This window comes from Staphylococcus sp. IVB6240 (genome assembly GCF_025558425.1).
Classification (GTDB): domain Bacteria; phylum Bacillota; class Bacilli; order Staphylococcales; family Staphylococcaceae; genus Staphylococcus.
This window is the reverse complement of record NZ_CP094718.1, coordinates 1,069,253-1,086,376: the sequence shown is the minus strand read 5'-3', so window position 1 is coordinate 1,086,376 and position 17,124 is coordinate 1,069,253. Positions and strand designations below refer to the sequence as shown.

Here is a 17,124-nt window from a genome sequence, read left to right as displayed (position 1 = left end):
ACATTCGGAATTGAATTTCATATGATTTGCTCAAAATTGAATTATATAAAAAACAAGTGAGACATTATAAATTTATATGCTGGGAATTTGATTAACGGTGTTCCAAAAGCAGGATTTTCAGCAGAACTCCCACGATTTCAGCAAAATTTGAAAAGCAATTTTGCGCATCGTTCGGTTCTACTAAAATCCCAAACACTTTTTTCACAACCTCTTTGAATGCTAAGCTTTATATAATTTTCTGTTTAATTGAACAACATCATCATGTGTCATACCTGGTTTAAAATGCTTTCCTACCTCATCTCTTTGTTTTGGCGCTGCCTCTTTGTCTGCTCTTTCTAAAGCATCTCTCAAGTCATTTTCACTTAGTTCAGTACAATAGGCAGGTGTTCCTGGGTGATGTCGCCAAGAATTTTCTAATGAACCATTATCTACCGGATCAAAGCCCACTTCATTGATAATTCCCATCACTGTTGCTTTTTGTTCCGCATCATTACCAGATACAGCCATTCCAATTCGACCAGGCTCATTTTCAGCTTTACCACGTTCTGCAAGTGTATATGCTAATTGATTGTTAAATGCTTTCACGACATCTCTACCAATTTGTTTAGAAACCCAGACACTTTCAGGCATCCCCTCTTCAATTTCTTTCACTTGCGGATCACGGAATGGATAATAGTTTGATGTGTCTACAACAATGACATGTTTCTCTACTTTATCGATAATTGGTTTTAAATTTTCAATTACGAACAATGGTAAAGAGAGAATTAATACATCAATATCTTTCACAACTTCCTCTACTGGTACTGCTTGACCACTGATGTCCTTATCTTTCAAAAAGTCAGTTGAACGGACATCTGCAACTTTCACTGCATGTCCTGCATCGTGTAATTTATGTGACAATGTAGCGCCTATCGGACCGGCACCAATAATACCAAATTTCATAAAAACATCTCCTTAAACTTATATAATCTCATAGTATATCAAGATGTAATATTTTAAAATAAGGCAATTTTTATTGTCTTAGTACTATTTTTAGTACCTTTAATGTTCAAATGCTGCTTGGGTTTCTTCTGAAGGTGTTCCATACGCTTGACCAAAATGATCCATCATTTCAATAATTTTAGTCAATGCTTTTCCTTTTTCAGTCAGACTATACACCACTTTAGGTGGAACTTCTGGGAAAACTTCACGATGAATAATGCCATCTTCTTCTAATTCTCTTAATTGTTTTGTAAGTGATCCTTGTGAAATGCCATGTAAAAAGGATTTTATATCCGTATATCTTTTATTTTCATCCTTAAGAATCCAGACAATGATATTCTTGTAACGCCCAGATAAAATATTTTGTGTGTACGTAATATTATAAATATCTCTATGTTTATTTAACGGACATTCTGTAAATCCGTCTTTACAAATTTTTGTCATGTTATCCCTCCTGTTACCGGAATTGATGAGTAAAATCCATAAAAAAATACGCAAGACATAATGCCTTGCGTACCGATAGAATCCATGAATGCCGTAGTTTATGAGTGCTTGATCATTTTGGCCTGCTATATACAGGTGGGTGTCCTGTTTCTTGTTTAGCACGTCCTCCATTGAGGCGTATGCGCTGCAAGAAAACCAATTAGACTCCCTGATCAAAGAGTGTTAGGTCAAAATATAAAAAGCGAACTTACGAACATCCCAGACGACTATCTTATATACTTATATTAACACATCATCCATTTTTAGCAAGTAAATTGAATCATGTCCTTCAAATTGATGTGTATCAATCTATAATTAATGTTTAATACGTAATGACAATTCGTCTAATTGACGCTCTGAAACCGTACCTGGTGCATCTGTTAATAAGTCTGTTGCTGATGCTGTTTTAGGGAATGCAATCGTATCACGTAAGTTTGTTCTACCTGCTAATAACATCACAAGACGGTCTAAACCTAATGCGATACCACCATGTGGCGGTGCACCAAATTTGAAGGCGTCTAATAAGAAACCAAATTGTTCTTGTGCTGCTTCTTCAGTAAATCCAAGCGCCTTGAACATTTTTTCTTGTAATTCTCCGTCATGAATACGGATTGATCCGCCACCTAGTTCATAACCATTTAAAACGATGTCATAAGCTTGTGCTTGCGCTGTTTCAGGTGCTGTTTCTAACTTCTCAACATCTTCTGGTTTTGGTGATGTGAATGGGTGGTGTGCTGCTACATAACGATGTGCTTCATCGTCATATTCTAATAATGGCCAGTCTGTTACCCATAAGAAGTTCATTGCTTCTGGATCAACTAAACCAAGTTCTTTACCAAGTTTCACACGTAATGCACCTAAACTTTGTGCGACAACATCTTTCGAATCTGCTACGAATAAAACAAGGTCTCCTGCTTTAGCACCTGTTAATTCTTGTAATTGTGCCACATGTGCCTCTTCAAAGAAACGAGCAATTGGACCGTTTAAGCCTTCTTCTACAACTTTAACCCATGCTAATCCTTTCGCACCATAGATATTAACGAACTCTGTTAAACCATCGATGTCTTTACGTGTGTAGTCTTTTGCACCATCTTCTACAACGATTGCTTTTACTTGGCCGCCACCTTCAACAGCACCTTTAAATACTTTGAAGTCCATCGTATGACCTAGTTCAGATACATCGATTAATTCCATACCGAAACGCGTATCTGGCTTGTCACTACCGTAACGTTCCATTGCTTCAGCGTAAGTCATGCGTGGGAATGCTTCTGTTAAAGTGATGCCTTTTACTTCTGAAACAACTTCTTTAAGCATGGCTTCACCTAGTGCCATCACGTCTTCTTGCTCGGCAAAACTCATTTCGATGTCGACTTGTGTAAATTCAGGTTGACGGTCTGCACGTAAGTCTTCATCACGGAAACATTTTGCGATTTGGTAGTATTTGTCAAAACCACTGATCATTAATAATTGCTTAAATAATTGTGGTGATTGTGGTAAGGCATAGAATTCACCATCATGTACACGTGAAGGTACAAGGTAGTCACGTGCGCCTTCTGGTGTTGATTTTGTTAAAACAGGTGTTTCGATGTCATAGAAACCTGCTTGATCTAAATAACGACGAATCGCTTGTGTTGTTTGATGACGCATTTTAAATGTTTCAGCAAATTTTTCGCGTCGTAAGTCTAAGTAACGATATTTTAAGCGGATATTTTCATCGACTGTTAAGTTTTCTTCGTTTAATGCGAATGGTGGTGTTTCTGATTTATTGATGATTTTTAATGTTTTCGCTTGGACTTCTACTTGTCCTGTTTTGATTTTAGGGTTAACCGTTTCTTCATCACGTTTTGTTACTGTTCCTGTTACTTCAACCACATATTCAGAACGAACGCGTTCAGCTACTTCAAGTGCTTCTGCTGAAAAGTCTGGGTTAAAGACAACTTGTACATAACCTTCTCTATCACGTACGTCAACGAAAATTAATCCACCAAGGTCACGTCGATTGTGTACCCATCCTTTTAATGTAATTTCTTGTCCTAATAATTCTTCTGTAACTAATCCACAATAAGTTGTTCTTTGTGTCATTTTTTAAGCTCCTTTAATAATATAACTTGCAATTTCTTCAAATTTTAACGTCTCTGATTGACCTGTTTCCATATTTTTTACAGCAACTTGCTGTTGTTCTAATTCCTGATCACCGATAACAATCGTGTATTTCGCTTGCAGACGATCGGCTTGTTTCATTTGCCCTTTTAATTTACGTGACAAGTAATCTTTATCTACTTTAACACCTGCATGACGTAAATCATTTAACAATTTCACAGCATAATCATCCGCAGCTTCACCCATTGTCGCAATAAATAAATCTAGGTGATTTTCAACTGGCAATTCAATACCTTCTGCTTCAAGTGCTAGTAATAGTCTTTCGATACTTAATGCAAATCCGATACCTGTTTGTTTTGGTCCATCTAAAAGTTCTAATAAACCATTATATCGACCGCCGCCACATAATGTCGTAATGGCACCATCGTAATCTTCACTGTCCATCATTAATTCAAATGCTGTATGTGTGTAATAATCTAAACCACGAACAAGGTTTGGATCTACTTCATATGGAATACCGAGTCGATCTAAATGTGCTTTGACTGACTCAAAATAAGTTTTAGATGTGTCATTTAAATAATCTGTAATAGATGGTGCTGTTTTCATTTCTGGCTGATTTCTATCTACTTTACAGTCCAAAATACGCATTGGGTTTGTGTCGATACGTTTTTGACAATCTGCACAGTAATTATGAATAACAGGCTTGAAATGATCTCGTAATGCTTGTTGATATTCAACACGAGATTCTGCATCTCCAATACTGTTAATGACTAACTTCAAGTTATTCAAACCGAATGATTGGTAAATGTGCATCACTAACGCAAGTACCTCTGCATCGATACTTGGGTCTTCAGCACCAATCGCCTCTACACCAAATTGATTAAATTGACGATAACGTCCTTTTTGTTTACGTTCATAACGGAACATTGGACCATTATAGTAAAGTTTAACTGGTTGGTTTGGTAATCCTTGCATTTTATTTTCGATATAACTACGTACAACAGCCGCTGTACCTTCAGGGCGCAGTGTTAAACTACGATCACCTTTGTCTTTGAATGTGTACATTTCTTTTTGAACGACATCTGTTGAGTCGCCGACACCTCTCGCAAAAAGTTCTGTGCTTTCAAAAATAGGTGTACGAATTTCTTCATAATTGTATCGAGACATTAAGTCATGTAATTTTGATTCAATATAACGCCACTTTGCTGATGATTCCGGTAAAATATCCTGTGTACCACGAGGAATATTGATCATTGATATACATCTCCTTACGTTATTGCTGATTTTACTACAAAACGATTATGTGTTTATTGCTTTGTAAATTTTCCATGCTAATAAAAATACAAAACGTCCCTTATATGCTCACACATATAAGGGACGTTCATTTGCCGTGTTGCCACCCTAATTAAGATGTGAATATTCCATCACATCTCCACTCTATAGCTGATAACGTGTGCAACACGACTTTATTCTCATAAAGTACCTCTTCTTGTGTTCGGAAAGCATGCGTCAATGGTTTATCTTTCAGCCTAGGATAAACTCTCTTTGGTTTACACCACATTTGTTCATACACCATCAAGAATACATACGGTGATTATTATAAAATTCGTATACCATCATAACTGGTTTATGACATATTTTCAAGTTATTAATAAAGGAAATAATTTTTCAAGCCATCTACAATGGCTGTCTCCACAATATAGCGATGATTTTGATCATTCATTAGTATTTCATCAGTGGGATTGCTGACATAACCTAATTCCAATAATACGGCTGGTTTTTTCGTTTGTCGTAATACCTGATAGTTCTCTTGTCTGGCACCACGATCAGATAATAATACTTTTTTCTGGATACTAGCATTTAATGTTTTAGCTAAAGGCGCTTGCTTTTTATAACAATAATAAACTGTAGCACCATTAGCATTTTCAGAAGCAAGTGCATCATTATGAATACTAATAAATGCATCACCCTTCGCTTTACGATCTTCAAGGCTTACATATGTATCATCTTTACGCGTCATAATCACCTGTGCGCCTTCTTTTTCTAACATTTTTTTCAATTCTAGACCAGTTTTTAAAGTGATTTCTTTCTCGTGTGTAACACTTGACGTTTTGCTTGATGCGCCATTATCTTTACCACCGTGCCCTGGATCTAGGACAATTACTTTGCCTTTTAATGGTTTTAAATCTGGATTGACATCTTCTTTAATATCAAGATTCGTATGCCAACCGGCAATCCAACCTTTTTGATGATTTTTTGTAGAGGTTACTTCTAACCACTTGCCAGACCGTGAAATGACCTTGAACTTATCTCCCTCTTCAACATCATAAATAACAGGATATCCTGCATTTGGGCCTGTGCGTACTTCTGCATCTTCAATAAGATGTACTTGCTCATCATGATTATTAGACGTTATTGTCATTGCAGTAGCAAGTATTATGACGAATAACAATGAGATGACAGCAAGATAAACACGCTTAGGATTTAAACGTTTCTGTCTCAGCCATTGATCCAGTTTCCTCATAGAACCTTGCCATTTTCACTTTCATAAATAATCGTAACAGGTCCATCATTTTGGATATCTATTAACATATCTGTTCCGAAGTCACCTGTTTCTACATTTAGGTGATAACTGCGTAATGCATCATTAAACTTTTCATAAAGTGCATTGGCTTCATCTGGTGCCATAGCATTTGTAAATCCAGGTCGATTCCCCTTTTTCACATCAGCATATAAAGTGAATTGTGAAATAGATAGAATCTCCCCTTCAATTTGTTGAATATTTAAGTTTAACTTTCCTGCTTCATCTTCAAAAATTCTTGAATTAGCGATTTTTTTAGCAAGTACTTCTACATCTGCCTCTGTATCTCCATTACCTACGCCTACTAATAAACAGAAACCTTTTGAAATTTCGCGATGAATTGCGGCATTAGTTACTGCAGCAGACTTTACACGTTGAACGACAATTTTCATATTTAGACACTCCTAATTCCAAACTCGAGTCACAGTATAAATATCTCCAAGTTGCTTAATTTTATCAGCAACTTTATAAACTTCATGAACATTTTTAACCATGATACTTAAATTAATGACGGCATTTTTATCTATATCGGATTTACCAGACACTTTTGTCAGATGACTGGATGTACTATTTACAGCTTGAAGCACTTCATTAAGCAATCCGTTGCGGTCATATGCTGTCACTTCAAGATCCACTTGATATTTCTGTGCTGCATTTTTTGATTTTACCCATTCAACATCAATGAGACGCTCATCTTCATTTTGAATGTTTGGACAATCAGTACGATGCACCTTAATACCATGACCTTTTGTAATATAGCCAAGGATTTTATCTCCTGGAATTGGATTACAACATTTTGAAAGTTTAATTAATACGTTATCCAAACCTTCAACATAGACACCAGAATCTGTCGTAATATGGTCTTTAATTGGCACTGACTTCGTGACTTCTTGTGCTTGGTTTAAAGCACGCTGCTTATTCTCAATACGAATACGTTCTGTCAACTTATTAACGATTTGTTGAGATGTCACGCCACCAAAACCTACAGCAGCATATAAATCCGATTCATTCGCAAAGTTATATTTCTCATTCACTATTTTAATATTGGCATCTGTCAGGACTTCTTCAACTTTAAAGCCTTGTTCTTTCAATTCGGCTTCTACCATGAATTTTCCTTTTTCAATATTCGATGAACGATCTTGCTTTTTAAAGAAACTTTTAATTTTACTTTTTGCACTTGATGAACGTACGATCTTCAACCAATCACGACTCGGACCATAGGAATGCTTACTTGTACGAATTTCGACAATATCACCCGTTTGAAGTACATAATCAATAGGTACTATTTTACCATTTACTTTTGCACCAATCATTTTATTCCCAACTTCACTATGAATCGCATAAGCAAAGTCAATAGGTACTGCACCATAAGGTAATTCTATAACATCACTTGCTGGCGTAAATGCATAAACTTTATCACTTTGAAGATCAAATTTCATTGATTCGATAAACTCCTGAGCATCAGAAGACGTATGATCTGTTTCAGCAATATCTTTGAGCCAGTTGAGTTTTTGTTGATAAGTCTCACTGTCTTGTGTTACTTGCTTACCTTCTTTATAAGCCCAATGCGCTGCCACACCGTGTTCAGCAATTTCATGCATTTCAAATGTACGAATCTGAATTTCGAGTGGATCACCATTTGGACCTACAACAGTAGTATGCAGTGATTGATACATATTTTGTTTCGGCATGGCAATATAATCTTTAAATCGTCCTGGCATCGGTTTCCATAATGTATGAACAAGTCCAAGAACGGCATAACAATCCTTAATAGAATGAACAATTACACGGACTGCTAATAAATCAAAAATTTGATCGAATTGTTTTTTCTGCTTAACCATTTTACGGTAGATACTATAAATATGTTTCGGTCGTCCGTTGATTTCACCATCAATGCTCATAATATCCATTTCTTTTCTAATGTTATGAATGGCATTTTCAATATATGCTTCACGTTCACCACGTTTTTTCTTCATTAAGTTAACGATTCTAAAGTACTGAACATTATCAATATAACGCAATGCAATATCTTCAAGTTCCCACTTAATCGTATTAATCCCTAAGCGATGTGCGAGTGGTGCATAGATTTCAAGCGTTTCTTTTGAAATACGGATTTGTTTTTCACGTGGCATCGCACGCAAAGTACGCATATTATGTAGTCTGTCCGCAAGTTTTACTAATATGACACGCACATCTTTTGCAATGGCAATAAATAGTTTACGATGATTTTCAGCTTGTTGCTCTTCTTTTGAGCGATATTTTACTTTTTTTAACTTAGTCACACCATCTACAATTGTCGCGATTTCAACATTGAACATCTCTGCAACGTCGTTAAAAGTATAGGGTGTATCTTCAATGACATCGTGTAGAAAACCCGCCACAATTGTCGGTCCATCGAGACGCATCTCAGTTAAGATACCTGCTACTTGAATTGGATGCATAATATATGGCAAACCATTTTTACGGAATTGCCCCTCGTGTGCCTCATATGCTAAATGGTAGCTCTTAAGTACAAATGCATATTGCTCTTCACTTAAATAAGTTTTTGCTTTATAAAGAACTTCATCAGCACTGTATGGATATTCGTTATTCAAAAGGACACCCCCAACAAAATTAAATATTAATTCTATCATACTACAAGGCCACCAATAATTGAACTATCTAACGCATCTTTTTCATCATTGATTTCAGACACAATCCTTAATAACGTTTGCACTATATTATTGTTTTGATTTGATAAACAAAAAAGGTACTTCAATTTTAAACAACTTTTATAGGTTAACATAATATTAATATAGGGTACTTATATTTTTAATAAAGCTTGCCTGATAATGCGTTTTATTTTCTCAATTTAACCAAAAAAATGGAACAGCCATTATAGCCGCTCCATCTTTCTTCTATTCATCATATGAGATAAGGCTCATCACGTCGTAGCCTTTAATTTTTTCCATACCGTTTAAATACGCAAGTTCAATGATGAATGCGATACCTGCTACGATACCACCTTGTTGTTCAACAAGGTTAATCGCCGCTTCAATCGTACCACCTGTTGCTAATAAGTCATCTGTAATCAGAACGCGTTGTCCAGGTTTAATTGCATCTGCATGCATTGTTAGAACATTGCTACCGTACTCTAAATCATATTCATATCGAATAACTTCTCTAGGTAACTTTCCTTCTTTACGAACGGGTGCAAATCCAATACCCATTGCATAGGCAACTGGGCAACCGATAATAAATCCTCTTGCTTCAGGTCCTACAACGATATCTACATTTTTTTCTTTTGCATACTTCACAATTTGATCTGTTGCATAGCCGTATGCTTCTCCATTGTCCATAATCGTTGTTATATCTTTAAAGCTCACGCCTTTTTGAGGCCAATCTTGTACCTCAGAAACGTATTGTTTTAAATCCATCGATATCCTCCTAATGCGTGCGTGTCAGTGTTGTTTCTATCCATGTTTTAATCGCACTAAATTCATCATATAATAATTGTTTTTCAACTTCTAAACGTTGTAATCGTGCTTGATAAACACGACTTGATTCAATCGGTCGTTTATCTGTTTGTTGCACAGCTTCAATTATACCATCTTTTTGTGTAATGAGACCTAAGTCCAGAAAAACTTTCAGGATAAATTTTAAAATATCCGGTTTAATGTTTAAAAACTGACACAATGCCATCCCATCTTTCGCAAGGTTGATATGGCCTTTTTGCAACAGGGCTTTATAACATTGTTTGAACACTGATAACTGAGGAATGCCTTCAAAATAGATTGACTTCGCATGTTCAAATACGAGATAGATTTGAGAAACCTTTAATTGTTCTACAGATGTTTCTATATCTTCCATCGTTAAAGGTAAATCTCTAAATACACACTTCTCATATTGTTCTGGAATGATTTCTCCATAATAAAATTGATGTTCCGTTTCTTTGTCTCTATTTGGATGAATTAACTGACAAACATCTGATTGATTGTCAAAGTCCGGTAACTTTTTATTTTTACTCCGATAGTCTAATATTTGACGTTCATTACTTCCTATATCCGCTAATATAAATTGTGCAGAGCGATTGCCATTCCACTCATTGATTTGTAATTCACCAATCATATCGACCGATTGGCCTTCCATTAATTCAGATGCAAGCTGTCCATGACTCCAAAAAAGTGCCTGCAACGTTGTGTCTTTGAACGTGACTTTTAGATGGTTTTGTTGTTGTCCTATCGCTTTAGGTTGTTGTATTTGCAGGCCTGATAATTGTACTACTGGTTTTTGGAAGCTCATACCAAATGGCCTTAAACGGTGAATGGCTTGAATATTGTCAACAGTCACATCTTCAATTTTTAATACAGCATCGACCTGTTTCGTCGGTTGTAAGGATCCTTCTTCAAAGTTTTGTTTCATCCAATGATCAAGTGCTTCACGCAACGTATCAACATGTTCGATTTGCATAGTTAGACCTGCAGCCATATGATGGCCACCAAATTTGGTAATATATTCACCTTGCATGCTTAATGCATCAAACATGGACACTTGTTCAATACTTCTGGCTGAACCTTTTGTGTGTCCTTGTGCTTCATCAATATTGAGTACCATTGTTGGTAAGTGATGCGTTTCTACAATACGTGACGCAACAATACCGAGCACCCCTTCATGCCAACCTGATTGTGCAAGGACAAGGAAACGATCACCACGCTTAACATAGGATTCAGCCATTTGCAGTGCTTCTTCTGCAATTGTATTCACAATTTCTTTACGCTCTTGGTTAAAGTGTTCCACCTGTTCCGCTAAAAATAATGCTTCCTCATATTCATCTGCCATTAATAATTCTGCTGCTAAACTTGCATCATCCAATCGGCCTACAGCATTTAATCGTGGTCCAATTAAAAAACCAATCGTTTCTTCTGTAATCGTGTCATCATATTTAGTCTGCTCTAATAAGGCCTTGATAGATGATGGTGTCGATTCATTTAATACTTTTAATCCTTTTTTAACAATCGTTCTGTTTTCATCAGTAAGTGACACTAGGTCTGCCACTGTTCCAATAGCTGCAAGTCCCCAATAAGCATCTGGTAGTGTATCACTGAGAAGTGCTGATGCGACCTTTAACGCGACACCTGCACCACATAAGTAGGAACAAGGATAGTCCGCCTCGGGGTGCATAGGATGAACAATCGCATATGCATTTGGCATGGTTGGTCCGATTTCATGGTGATCTGTCACAATCACATCCACACCTTGTTGTTGTACCAATTCAATTTCATGATGACCTTGAATTCCATTGTCAACAGTAATAATTAAAGAAACACCTTCATCTACAGCATTTTGAAAGGCCGCTTCACTCGGCCCATATCCTTCTGTAAAGCGATTCGGAATGTACCAGCCAACCATTGCACCTAGTTTACGAAGTGTATCCACCATAATCGTCGTGGACGTCACACCATCTGCATCGTAGTCACCATATACAAGTATCGCCTCTTCATTAGCGATTGCTTGACGAATACGATCAACCGCACGTTGCATATCGCTCAGTTGAAGTGCATCGTGAATCACCATCTTGTCTTCTAGTAATGCCGCCAGTTCTGATTCTGTGACGATACCCTTTCCTTCTAGAATCTGTTGCATGATAGGCGTGATATTAAATTTTTGAATCAATGTCCGATCTATTTCTTGATGTTGTTCATTATGACACCATTGAAATTTCGATTTTATCATGATTACATACCTCTTTTCACACACCGTATTATATCTGAAAATAGCACAAATAAAAAGAGAGTGGGACTGAAAGCCTATTTATTATATAAGCTTTGTCGTCCCACCCCGATAATGTGAACAGCAGTGACAGAAATTAAATCATTATTTTTATTCCAATCACATACTACTATTCAATTTTTATTTCGACATTTATTCAATACTACGTCTCATATGATGATTAAACTAATACCTTTTCTTCATTCGTACGTTTACGTTTGTACACAACCAATTTATCATTCTCTGATTTGCGTAATTCACGTTTCTTCAGAATGCCCCAAAGTGGAACAGCTGTAAAGATAGATGAATACACACCAGAAACTAAACCGATTAATAATGCAAGCGAGAAGTTAAAGATACTTGAAGCACCAAAGATTAATAGTGCCACAACAACAACGACAACTGTTAATACAGTGTTAATAGATCGCGTTAAAGTTTGTCGGATAGAACTATTCACAATGTAGTCGATTTGTTCTTCTTTCGTAATCACTTTTACATTTGCTAACATCTCACGTACACGGTCAAACGTAACGATCGTATCGTTAATAGAGTAACCGATAATCGTTAATACCGCTGCAATAAATGTAATATCTACCTCTAAGCGTAATAAACTAAATACAGCGATAATCATAAAAGCATCATGTAATAACGAAATAATAGATGAAATACCCATGCGCCATTCGAAACGCAGTGTGATATAGATAATCATACCGATTGATGCAAGAAGAACAGCTAACATTGCATTCTTCGCTAATTCTTGTCCAATCGTTGGTGATACCGTGTTCACCGACGGATCCGCATTGTATGATTCACTAATCGTGTCTTTCAACTTCAATACTTCTTCTTTTGTCAGATCACGTTTATATTGCATTGAGGCATTTTGATCTTTATTACCACCAATTGACATTTGGTTCGGTTTTAAACCAATATCTTCCATTTTTTTCTCAATTTGTGTCTGTTTCAACGCTTGATCAGATTGGAAGTCTACACGTGTACCTGATGTAAAATCAATCCCCAAGTTCAATTTAAATATTGAGATAATGATAATACCTGCAAGAATGATGATACCACTGAATGCAAATAAAGGTTTGGCTAACTTCATAAAGTCAATTTTGTCATAAGGTGTGTGTAAATCTGGTACATCATAACCTTCGTTAATGTCATGAATGTCTTTCTTCTTAACACCAAATAACCACATTTTCTTCTTGAAGTAGTTTGAGTGTACGAGTAACGATAATAATAGTCGTGTTAAGAATACGGCTGTCACGAAACTCATTAGGATTGCTAATAATAACATTGTCGCGAATCCTTTTACAGAACTTTCACCAAAGAAGAATAAAACTGTTGCTGCCAATACGGTTGTTAAGTTGGCATCCAAAATGGTAATAAATGAACTTTTATTCGCACGTTTATACGCTTGTTTCAAGGTACGACCAATACGAATTTCATCCTTAATACGTTCATACATAATGATGTTCGCATCCACGGCCATCCCAACACCTAATACGAGGGCTGCTAAACCAGGTAATGTCAGCACACCACCGATAAAGTTAAAGGCAACCATTGTTAAATAGATGTAAGTTGTTAATGTAATTACGGCGATCGCGCCCGGAATGTGGTAGAACAATAACATAAAGGCAAAGATAATGCCGATACCTAATACAGAGGCAAAGATCGTTTTATCTAAAGCATCTTGACCAAATTGAGCCCCTACAGATGTTGAATAAATTTCTTTCAAGTCAACTGGTAATGACCCTGAGTTTAGAAGGTCAGCAATTTGTTTTGCCTCAGCAATACCATCTTCTCCTTCAAAACCACCTGAAATTTCAACACTTTCAGAGTTAATCGCTTGTTCTACAGATGCTGCAGAGATGTATTTAGGATCCTCTTTTGTTTTTTCGTCTTGGTAGCTATCTCCTTTTTGGAAGTCTAGCCATACGACCATGACATTCTCATCTTTTTCAGAGATTTCTTGTGTGACACGTGCAAACTTTTTACTGTCTTTTAATTTAAAAGTAACAGCTGGTGCATTCGTGTTTTGTTTAAATTCTTGTTTTGCAGAACCTTGTACTAAGTCTTTACCTGTTAACAAGACTTTATCGTCTGCATCACGAATGGTTAAGTTTGCCTGAGAAGATAAAATTTTACGCGCTTGTGATTGGTCTTTAACACCGGCCAATTGGACACGTATACGGTTTTTATCCTCCACTTGAATTTTTGGTTCTGAGACACCTAATACATTGACACGTCGTTCCAATGTCTTGGCAGTCGATTCGACAGCGGTACTATCAATTTTATCCCCTTTTTGCAATGGGTTAACTTGATAAAGCACCTCGAAACCACCTTGTAGGTCAAGTCCCAGGTTAACGTCTTTGATTACACTTTTGTATGTCGTTGCCATTAACCCAAAGAGCAATGCAACTACAGCAAAAAATGCAACCAACCTACTTGCTTTCTTCACATAAACACCTCTTTTTATTTTGTTTCATAGTTAACACTTTATGTCATATTCTAAGTATCTTGGGATCATCATCATTATTGATATATGAAAAAATCAATAATCAATTTCCTTTTAGCAAAAAGCGCATCATTTTCAGATGACTAAAAGTTAATATCCCACTCTCTTATCAAGTCTAACTATCAATCTTTACTATCATATCAAATTAGGCCGATTTCGTAAAAATTTTATCAAACTTCTTATATAGTGTTAAAAATGATACAAGCTGGAGCAAAATACATTGCCCCAGCTGTGTCTAATTCTACTTTTTATGATGGGTCAACTTGTTTAATCGCTTGTTTTTCAAAAGTAAGTTCTGTACCTTTGCCATTTACAGTAATAACAGCTGTTGTTTCATCTACTGCACGTACAGTTCCTTTGATACCGCCAATTGTTGTGACGCGTTGACCTGATTGTAATTGTTCCACCATTTCACGATGCTCTTTTGCACGTTTTTGCTGAGGACGAATCATGAAGAACCACATGACAACGAACAGCAATATAAGTGGTAATAAACTAATAATCGATGACATAAATCAAACTCCTATCTAGAAATTTTTCGGATTTTCAACATTGAGACCGTATTGTTCGAAAAATTCTTCTTTAAAATCTAGAAGACGATCTTCACGAATCGCTTGTCTAATGTCCTCCATTAATTTTAACAGAAAATGTAAGTTGTGATAAGTAGTAAGGCGTATACCGAATGTTTCATCCGCTTTAATCAAATGACGAAGGTAAGCGCGTGTATAGTTTTTACAAGTATAACAATCACAGTTTTCATCTAATGGTCTAAAATCATCTTTATATTTTGCATTTTTGACAACTAAACGTCCATGTGAAGTCATACATGTCCCATTACGTGCAATACGTGTTGGTAATACACAGTCAAACATATCCATACCACGAATACTACATTCGATTAAGGCATCGGGTGATCCGACACCCATTAAGTAGCGCGGTTTATCTTCAGGCATATATTGTACTGTATGCTCTACCATATCGTACATAACCGGTTTTGGTTCACCAACTGATAGACCACCAATCGCATAACCTGGAAAGTCTAACGCTACAAGTGCTTCAGCAGATTGTTGACGCAGATCTTTGTACTCTCCACCTTGAATGATACCGAAAAGTGCTTGATCTTCTGGACGTTGATGTGCTTTTTTACAACGTTCTGCCCAGCGTGTTGTACGCTCTAATGAATTTTTAACATAATCATATTCAGCTGGCATTGGTGGACATTCATCAAACGCCATAATGATATCTGAGCCTAAGTCATTTTGAATTTTAATGGAATCTTCAGGTGAAAGGAATAGTTTTGAACCGTTTGTATGATGTCGGAATTCTACCCCTTCTTCTGTAATCTTACGTAAATTACTTAAACTGAATACTTGGAAACCGCCAGAGTCAGTTAAAATTGGTCCATCCCAATTCATAAATTTATGTAGACCACCTGCTTGTTTCACGATATCATTCCCTGGTTGTAACCAAAGATGATATGTGTTACCAAGCAAAATTTTAGTATTCATCTGTTTTAATTCTTCAGGGCTCATCGTTTTAACCGTTGCTTTTGTCCCTACTGGCATGAACATCGGTGTTTCAAATGAACCATGTGGTGTGTGAACAATTCCAAGTCGTGCACCTGATTGTTTACACGTCTTAATATGTTCATATGTCACTGCTGGCATAGTGTTCTCTCCTATCATTAAATAATTATCATCGCATCGCCAAAGCTAAAGAAACGATATGATTTTTTCACCGCATGTTGATAAGCATTGAGTACAAATTGACGTGAACTGAATGCGGATACAAGCATCACAAGTGTTGATTTAGGCAAGTGGAAGTTCGTAATCTGTCCATCCACCGCTTTAAATTCAAAGCCAGGATAAATAAAGATGTCTGTCCAACCACTTGTCGCTACAAAAGCATCGTGATCTCGACGAATCGTTTCTAACGTACGTGTTGAAGTCGTTCCTACTGAGATAATACGATGTCCCGATGCTTTAGTCTCATTTAATAACTCTGCCGTTTCTTGAGACATCATGTAGTATTCGCTGTGCATTTCATGATCATCAATATTATCTACACTCACAGGACGGAATGTCCCTAAACCTACATGAAGTGTCACAAATGCAAGATGAACACCCATTTTTTTCACATCTTCTAAGAGTGCATCCGTGAAGTGTAGACCTGCTGTTGGTGCTGCCGCGGAACCTGTTTCTTTAGCATAGACCGTTTGATAACGGTCTTTGTCAGAAAGTCGTTCTTTTATGTACGGTGGTAGTGGCATTTCACCCAACTCATCTAAACGCTCTTGTAGAATCCCCTCATATTCAAGACGCATAATACGGCCACCTTGATCCAAAGTATCAATACAAGTTGCGATAATTTTACCGTCGCCGAAACTTAAAGATTGTCCCACTTTAATACGCTTTGCGGGTTTCAATAACACTTCCCAATCATTGCCTTCTACTTGATTTAACATAAGCATTTCAACTTGGGCATTTGTTTCTTCCTTCACACCGAATAAACGTGCAGGCATGACTTTCGTATCATTTAAAACAAGCGTATCACCTGGTTGGAAGAACTTTAAAATATCTTTAAAATGTAAATCTTCCACTTCGCCAGTTTGTCTATCAAGATGTAATAATCGACTTGTATCACGGTCTTTTAATGGCGTCTGAGCGATTAAAGATTCCGGCAAGTCATAATCAAATTCTTCTATATTCAACGT

The 17,124-nt window shown here is 36.6% G+C and carries 13 protein-coding genes and 1 other RNA gene; all 14 read right to left on the bottom strand.

The features are described 5' to 3' along the window. Positions 1-219: 219 nt before the first annotated feature. The 14 genes from MUA88_RS05275 to queA all read right to left on the bottom strand — a co-directional run bounded on the left by MUA88_RS05275 (position 220) and on the right by queA (position 17,121). The gene (locus MUA88_RS05275) at positions 220-942 is read right to left on the bottom strand and encodes an NADPH-dependent F420 reductase (protein ID WP_262605061.1); all 723 of its coding nucleotides are present in this window, start codon (positions 940-942) and stop codon (positions 220-222) included. A gap of 99 nt (positions 943-1,041) precedes the next feature. Then, positions 1,042-1,425 (bottom strand): winged helix-turn-helix transcriptional regulator, encoded by a 384-nt coding sequence (locus MUA88_RS05270; protein WP_262605060.1) that lies wholly within the window; start codon positions 1,423-1,425, stop codon positions 1,042-1,044. Between the two features lie 75 nt (positions 1,426-1,500). Further along, positions 1,501-1,693, bottom strand: a non-coding RNA gene (ssrS, locus tag MUA88_RS05265) — 6S RNA. Between the two features lie 86 nt (positions 1,694-1,779). After that, positions 1,780-3,546 (bottom strand): aspartate--tRNA ligase, encoded by a 1,767-nt coding sequence (gene aspS, locus MUA88_RS05260; RefSeq protein ID WP_262605059.1) that lies wholly within the window; start codon positions 3,544-3,546, stop codon positions 1,780-1,782. Positions 3,547-3,549: 3 nt separating this feature from the next. Beyond that, complete coding sequence (gene hisS, locus MUA88_RS05255) at positions 3,550-4,818, bottom strand: histidine--tRNA ligase (protein ID WP_262605058.1); 1,269 nt, start codon at positions 4,816-4,818, stop codon at positions 3,550-3,552. Between the two features lie 394 nt (positions 4,819-5,212). After that, a complete protein-coding gene (locus tag MUA88_RS05250; RefSeq protein WP_262605057.1) occupies positions 5,213-6,088 on the bottom strand; it encodes an N-acetylmuramoyl-L-alanine amidase family protein in 876 nt (291 codons plus the stop codon). Then, positions 6,085-6,537, bottom strand: a complete 453-nt coding sequence (gene dtd, locus MUA88_RS05245) for a D-aminoacyl-tRNA deacylase (RefSeq protein ID WP_262605056.1) — start codon at positions 6,535-6,537, stop codon at positions 6,085-6,087. Before dtd ends, MUA88_RS05250 begins: the two co-directional genes overlap by 4 nt. A 12-nt stretch (positions 6,538-6,549) precedes the next feature. After that, complete coding sequence (locus MUA88_RS05240; RefSeq protein WP_262605055.1) at positions 6,550-8,739, bottom strand: RelA/SpoT family protein; 2,190 nt, start codon at positions 8,737-8,739, stop codon at positions 6,550-6,552. A gap of 303 nt (positions 8,740-9,042) precedes the next feature. Next, positions 9,043-9,561: an adenine phosphoribosyltransferase gene (locus MUA88_RS05235; RefSeq protein ID WP_262605920.1), complete on the bottom strand. Its 519-nt coding sequence runs from the start codon at positions 9,559-9,561 to the stop codon at positions 9,043-9,045. Positions 9,562-9,571: 10 nt separating this feature from the next. Then, complete coding sequence (gene recJ / locus MUA88_RS05230; RefSeq protein ID WP_262605053.1) at positions 9,572-11,857, bottom strand: single-stranded-DNA-specific exonuclease RecJ; 2,286 nt, start codon at positions 11,855-11,857, stop codon at positions 9,572-9,574. 217 nt (positions 11,858-12,074) lie between these two features. Then, positions 12,075-14,354 (bottom strand): protein translocase subunit SecDF, encoded by a 2,280-nt coding sequence (gene secDF / locus MUA88_RS05225; protein WP_262605919.1) that lies wholly within the window; start codon positions 14,352-14,354, stop codon positions 12,075-12,077. A gap of 305 nt (positions 14,355-14,659) precedes the next feature. Then, complete coding sequence (yajC, locus tag MUA88_RS05220) at positions 14,660-14,923, bottom strand: preprotein translocase subunit YajC (protein ID WP_095116606.1); 264 nt, start codon at positions 14,921-14,923, stop codon at positions 14,660-14,662. Between the two features lie 15 nt (positions 14,924-14,938). Further along, on the bottom strand, positions 14,939-16,078 hold the full coding sequence (tgt, locus tag MUA88_RS05215; protein ID WP_262605051.1) for a tRNA guanosine(34) transglycosylase Tgt: 1,140 nt from the start codon (positions 16,076-16,078) through the stop codon (positions 14,939-14,941). A 17-nt stretch (positions 16,079-16,095) separates the two neighbouring features. Further along, positions 16,096-17,121 carry a tRNA preQ1(34) S-adenosylmethionine ribosyltransferase-isomerase QueA gene (gene queA, locus MUA88_RS05210; RefSeq protein ID WP_262605918.1) on the bottom strand — a complete coding sequence of 342 codons (1,026 nt, stop codon included), beginning with the start codon at positions 17,119-17,121 and terminating at the stop codon, positions 16,096-16,098. Positions 17,122-17,124: the final 3 nt, after the last annotated feature.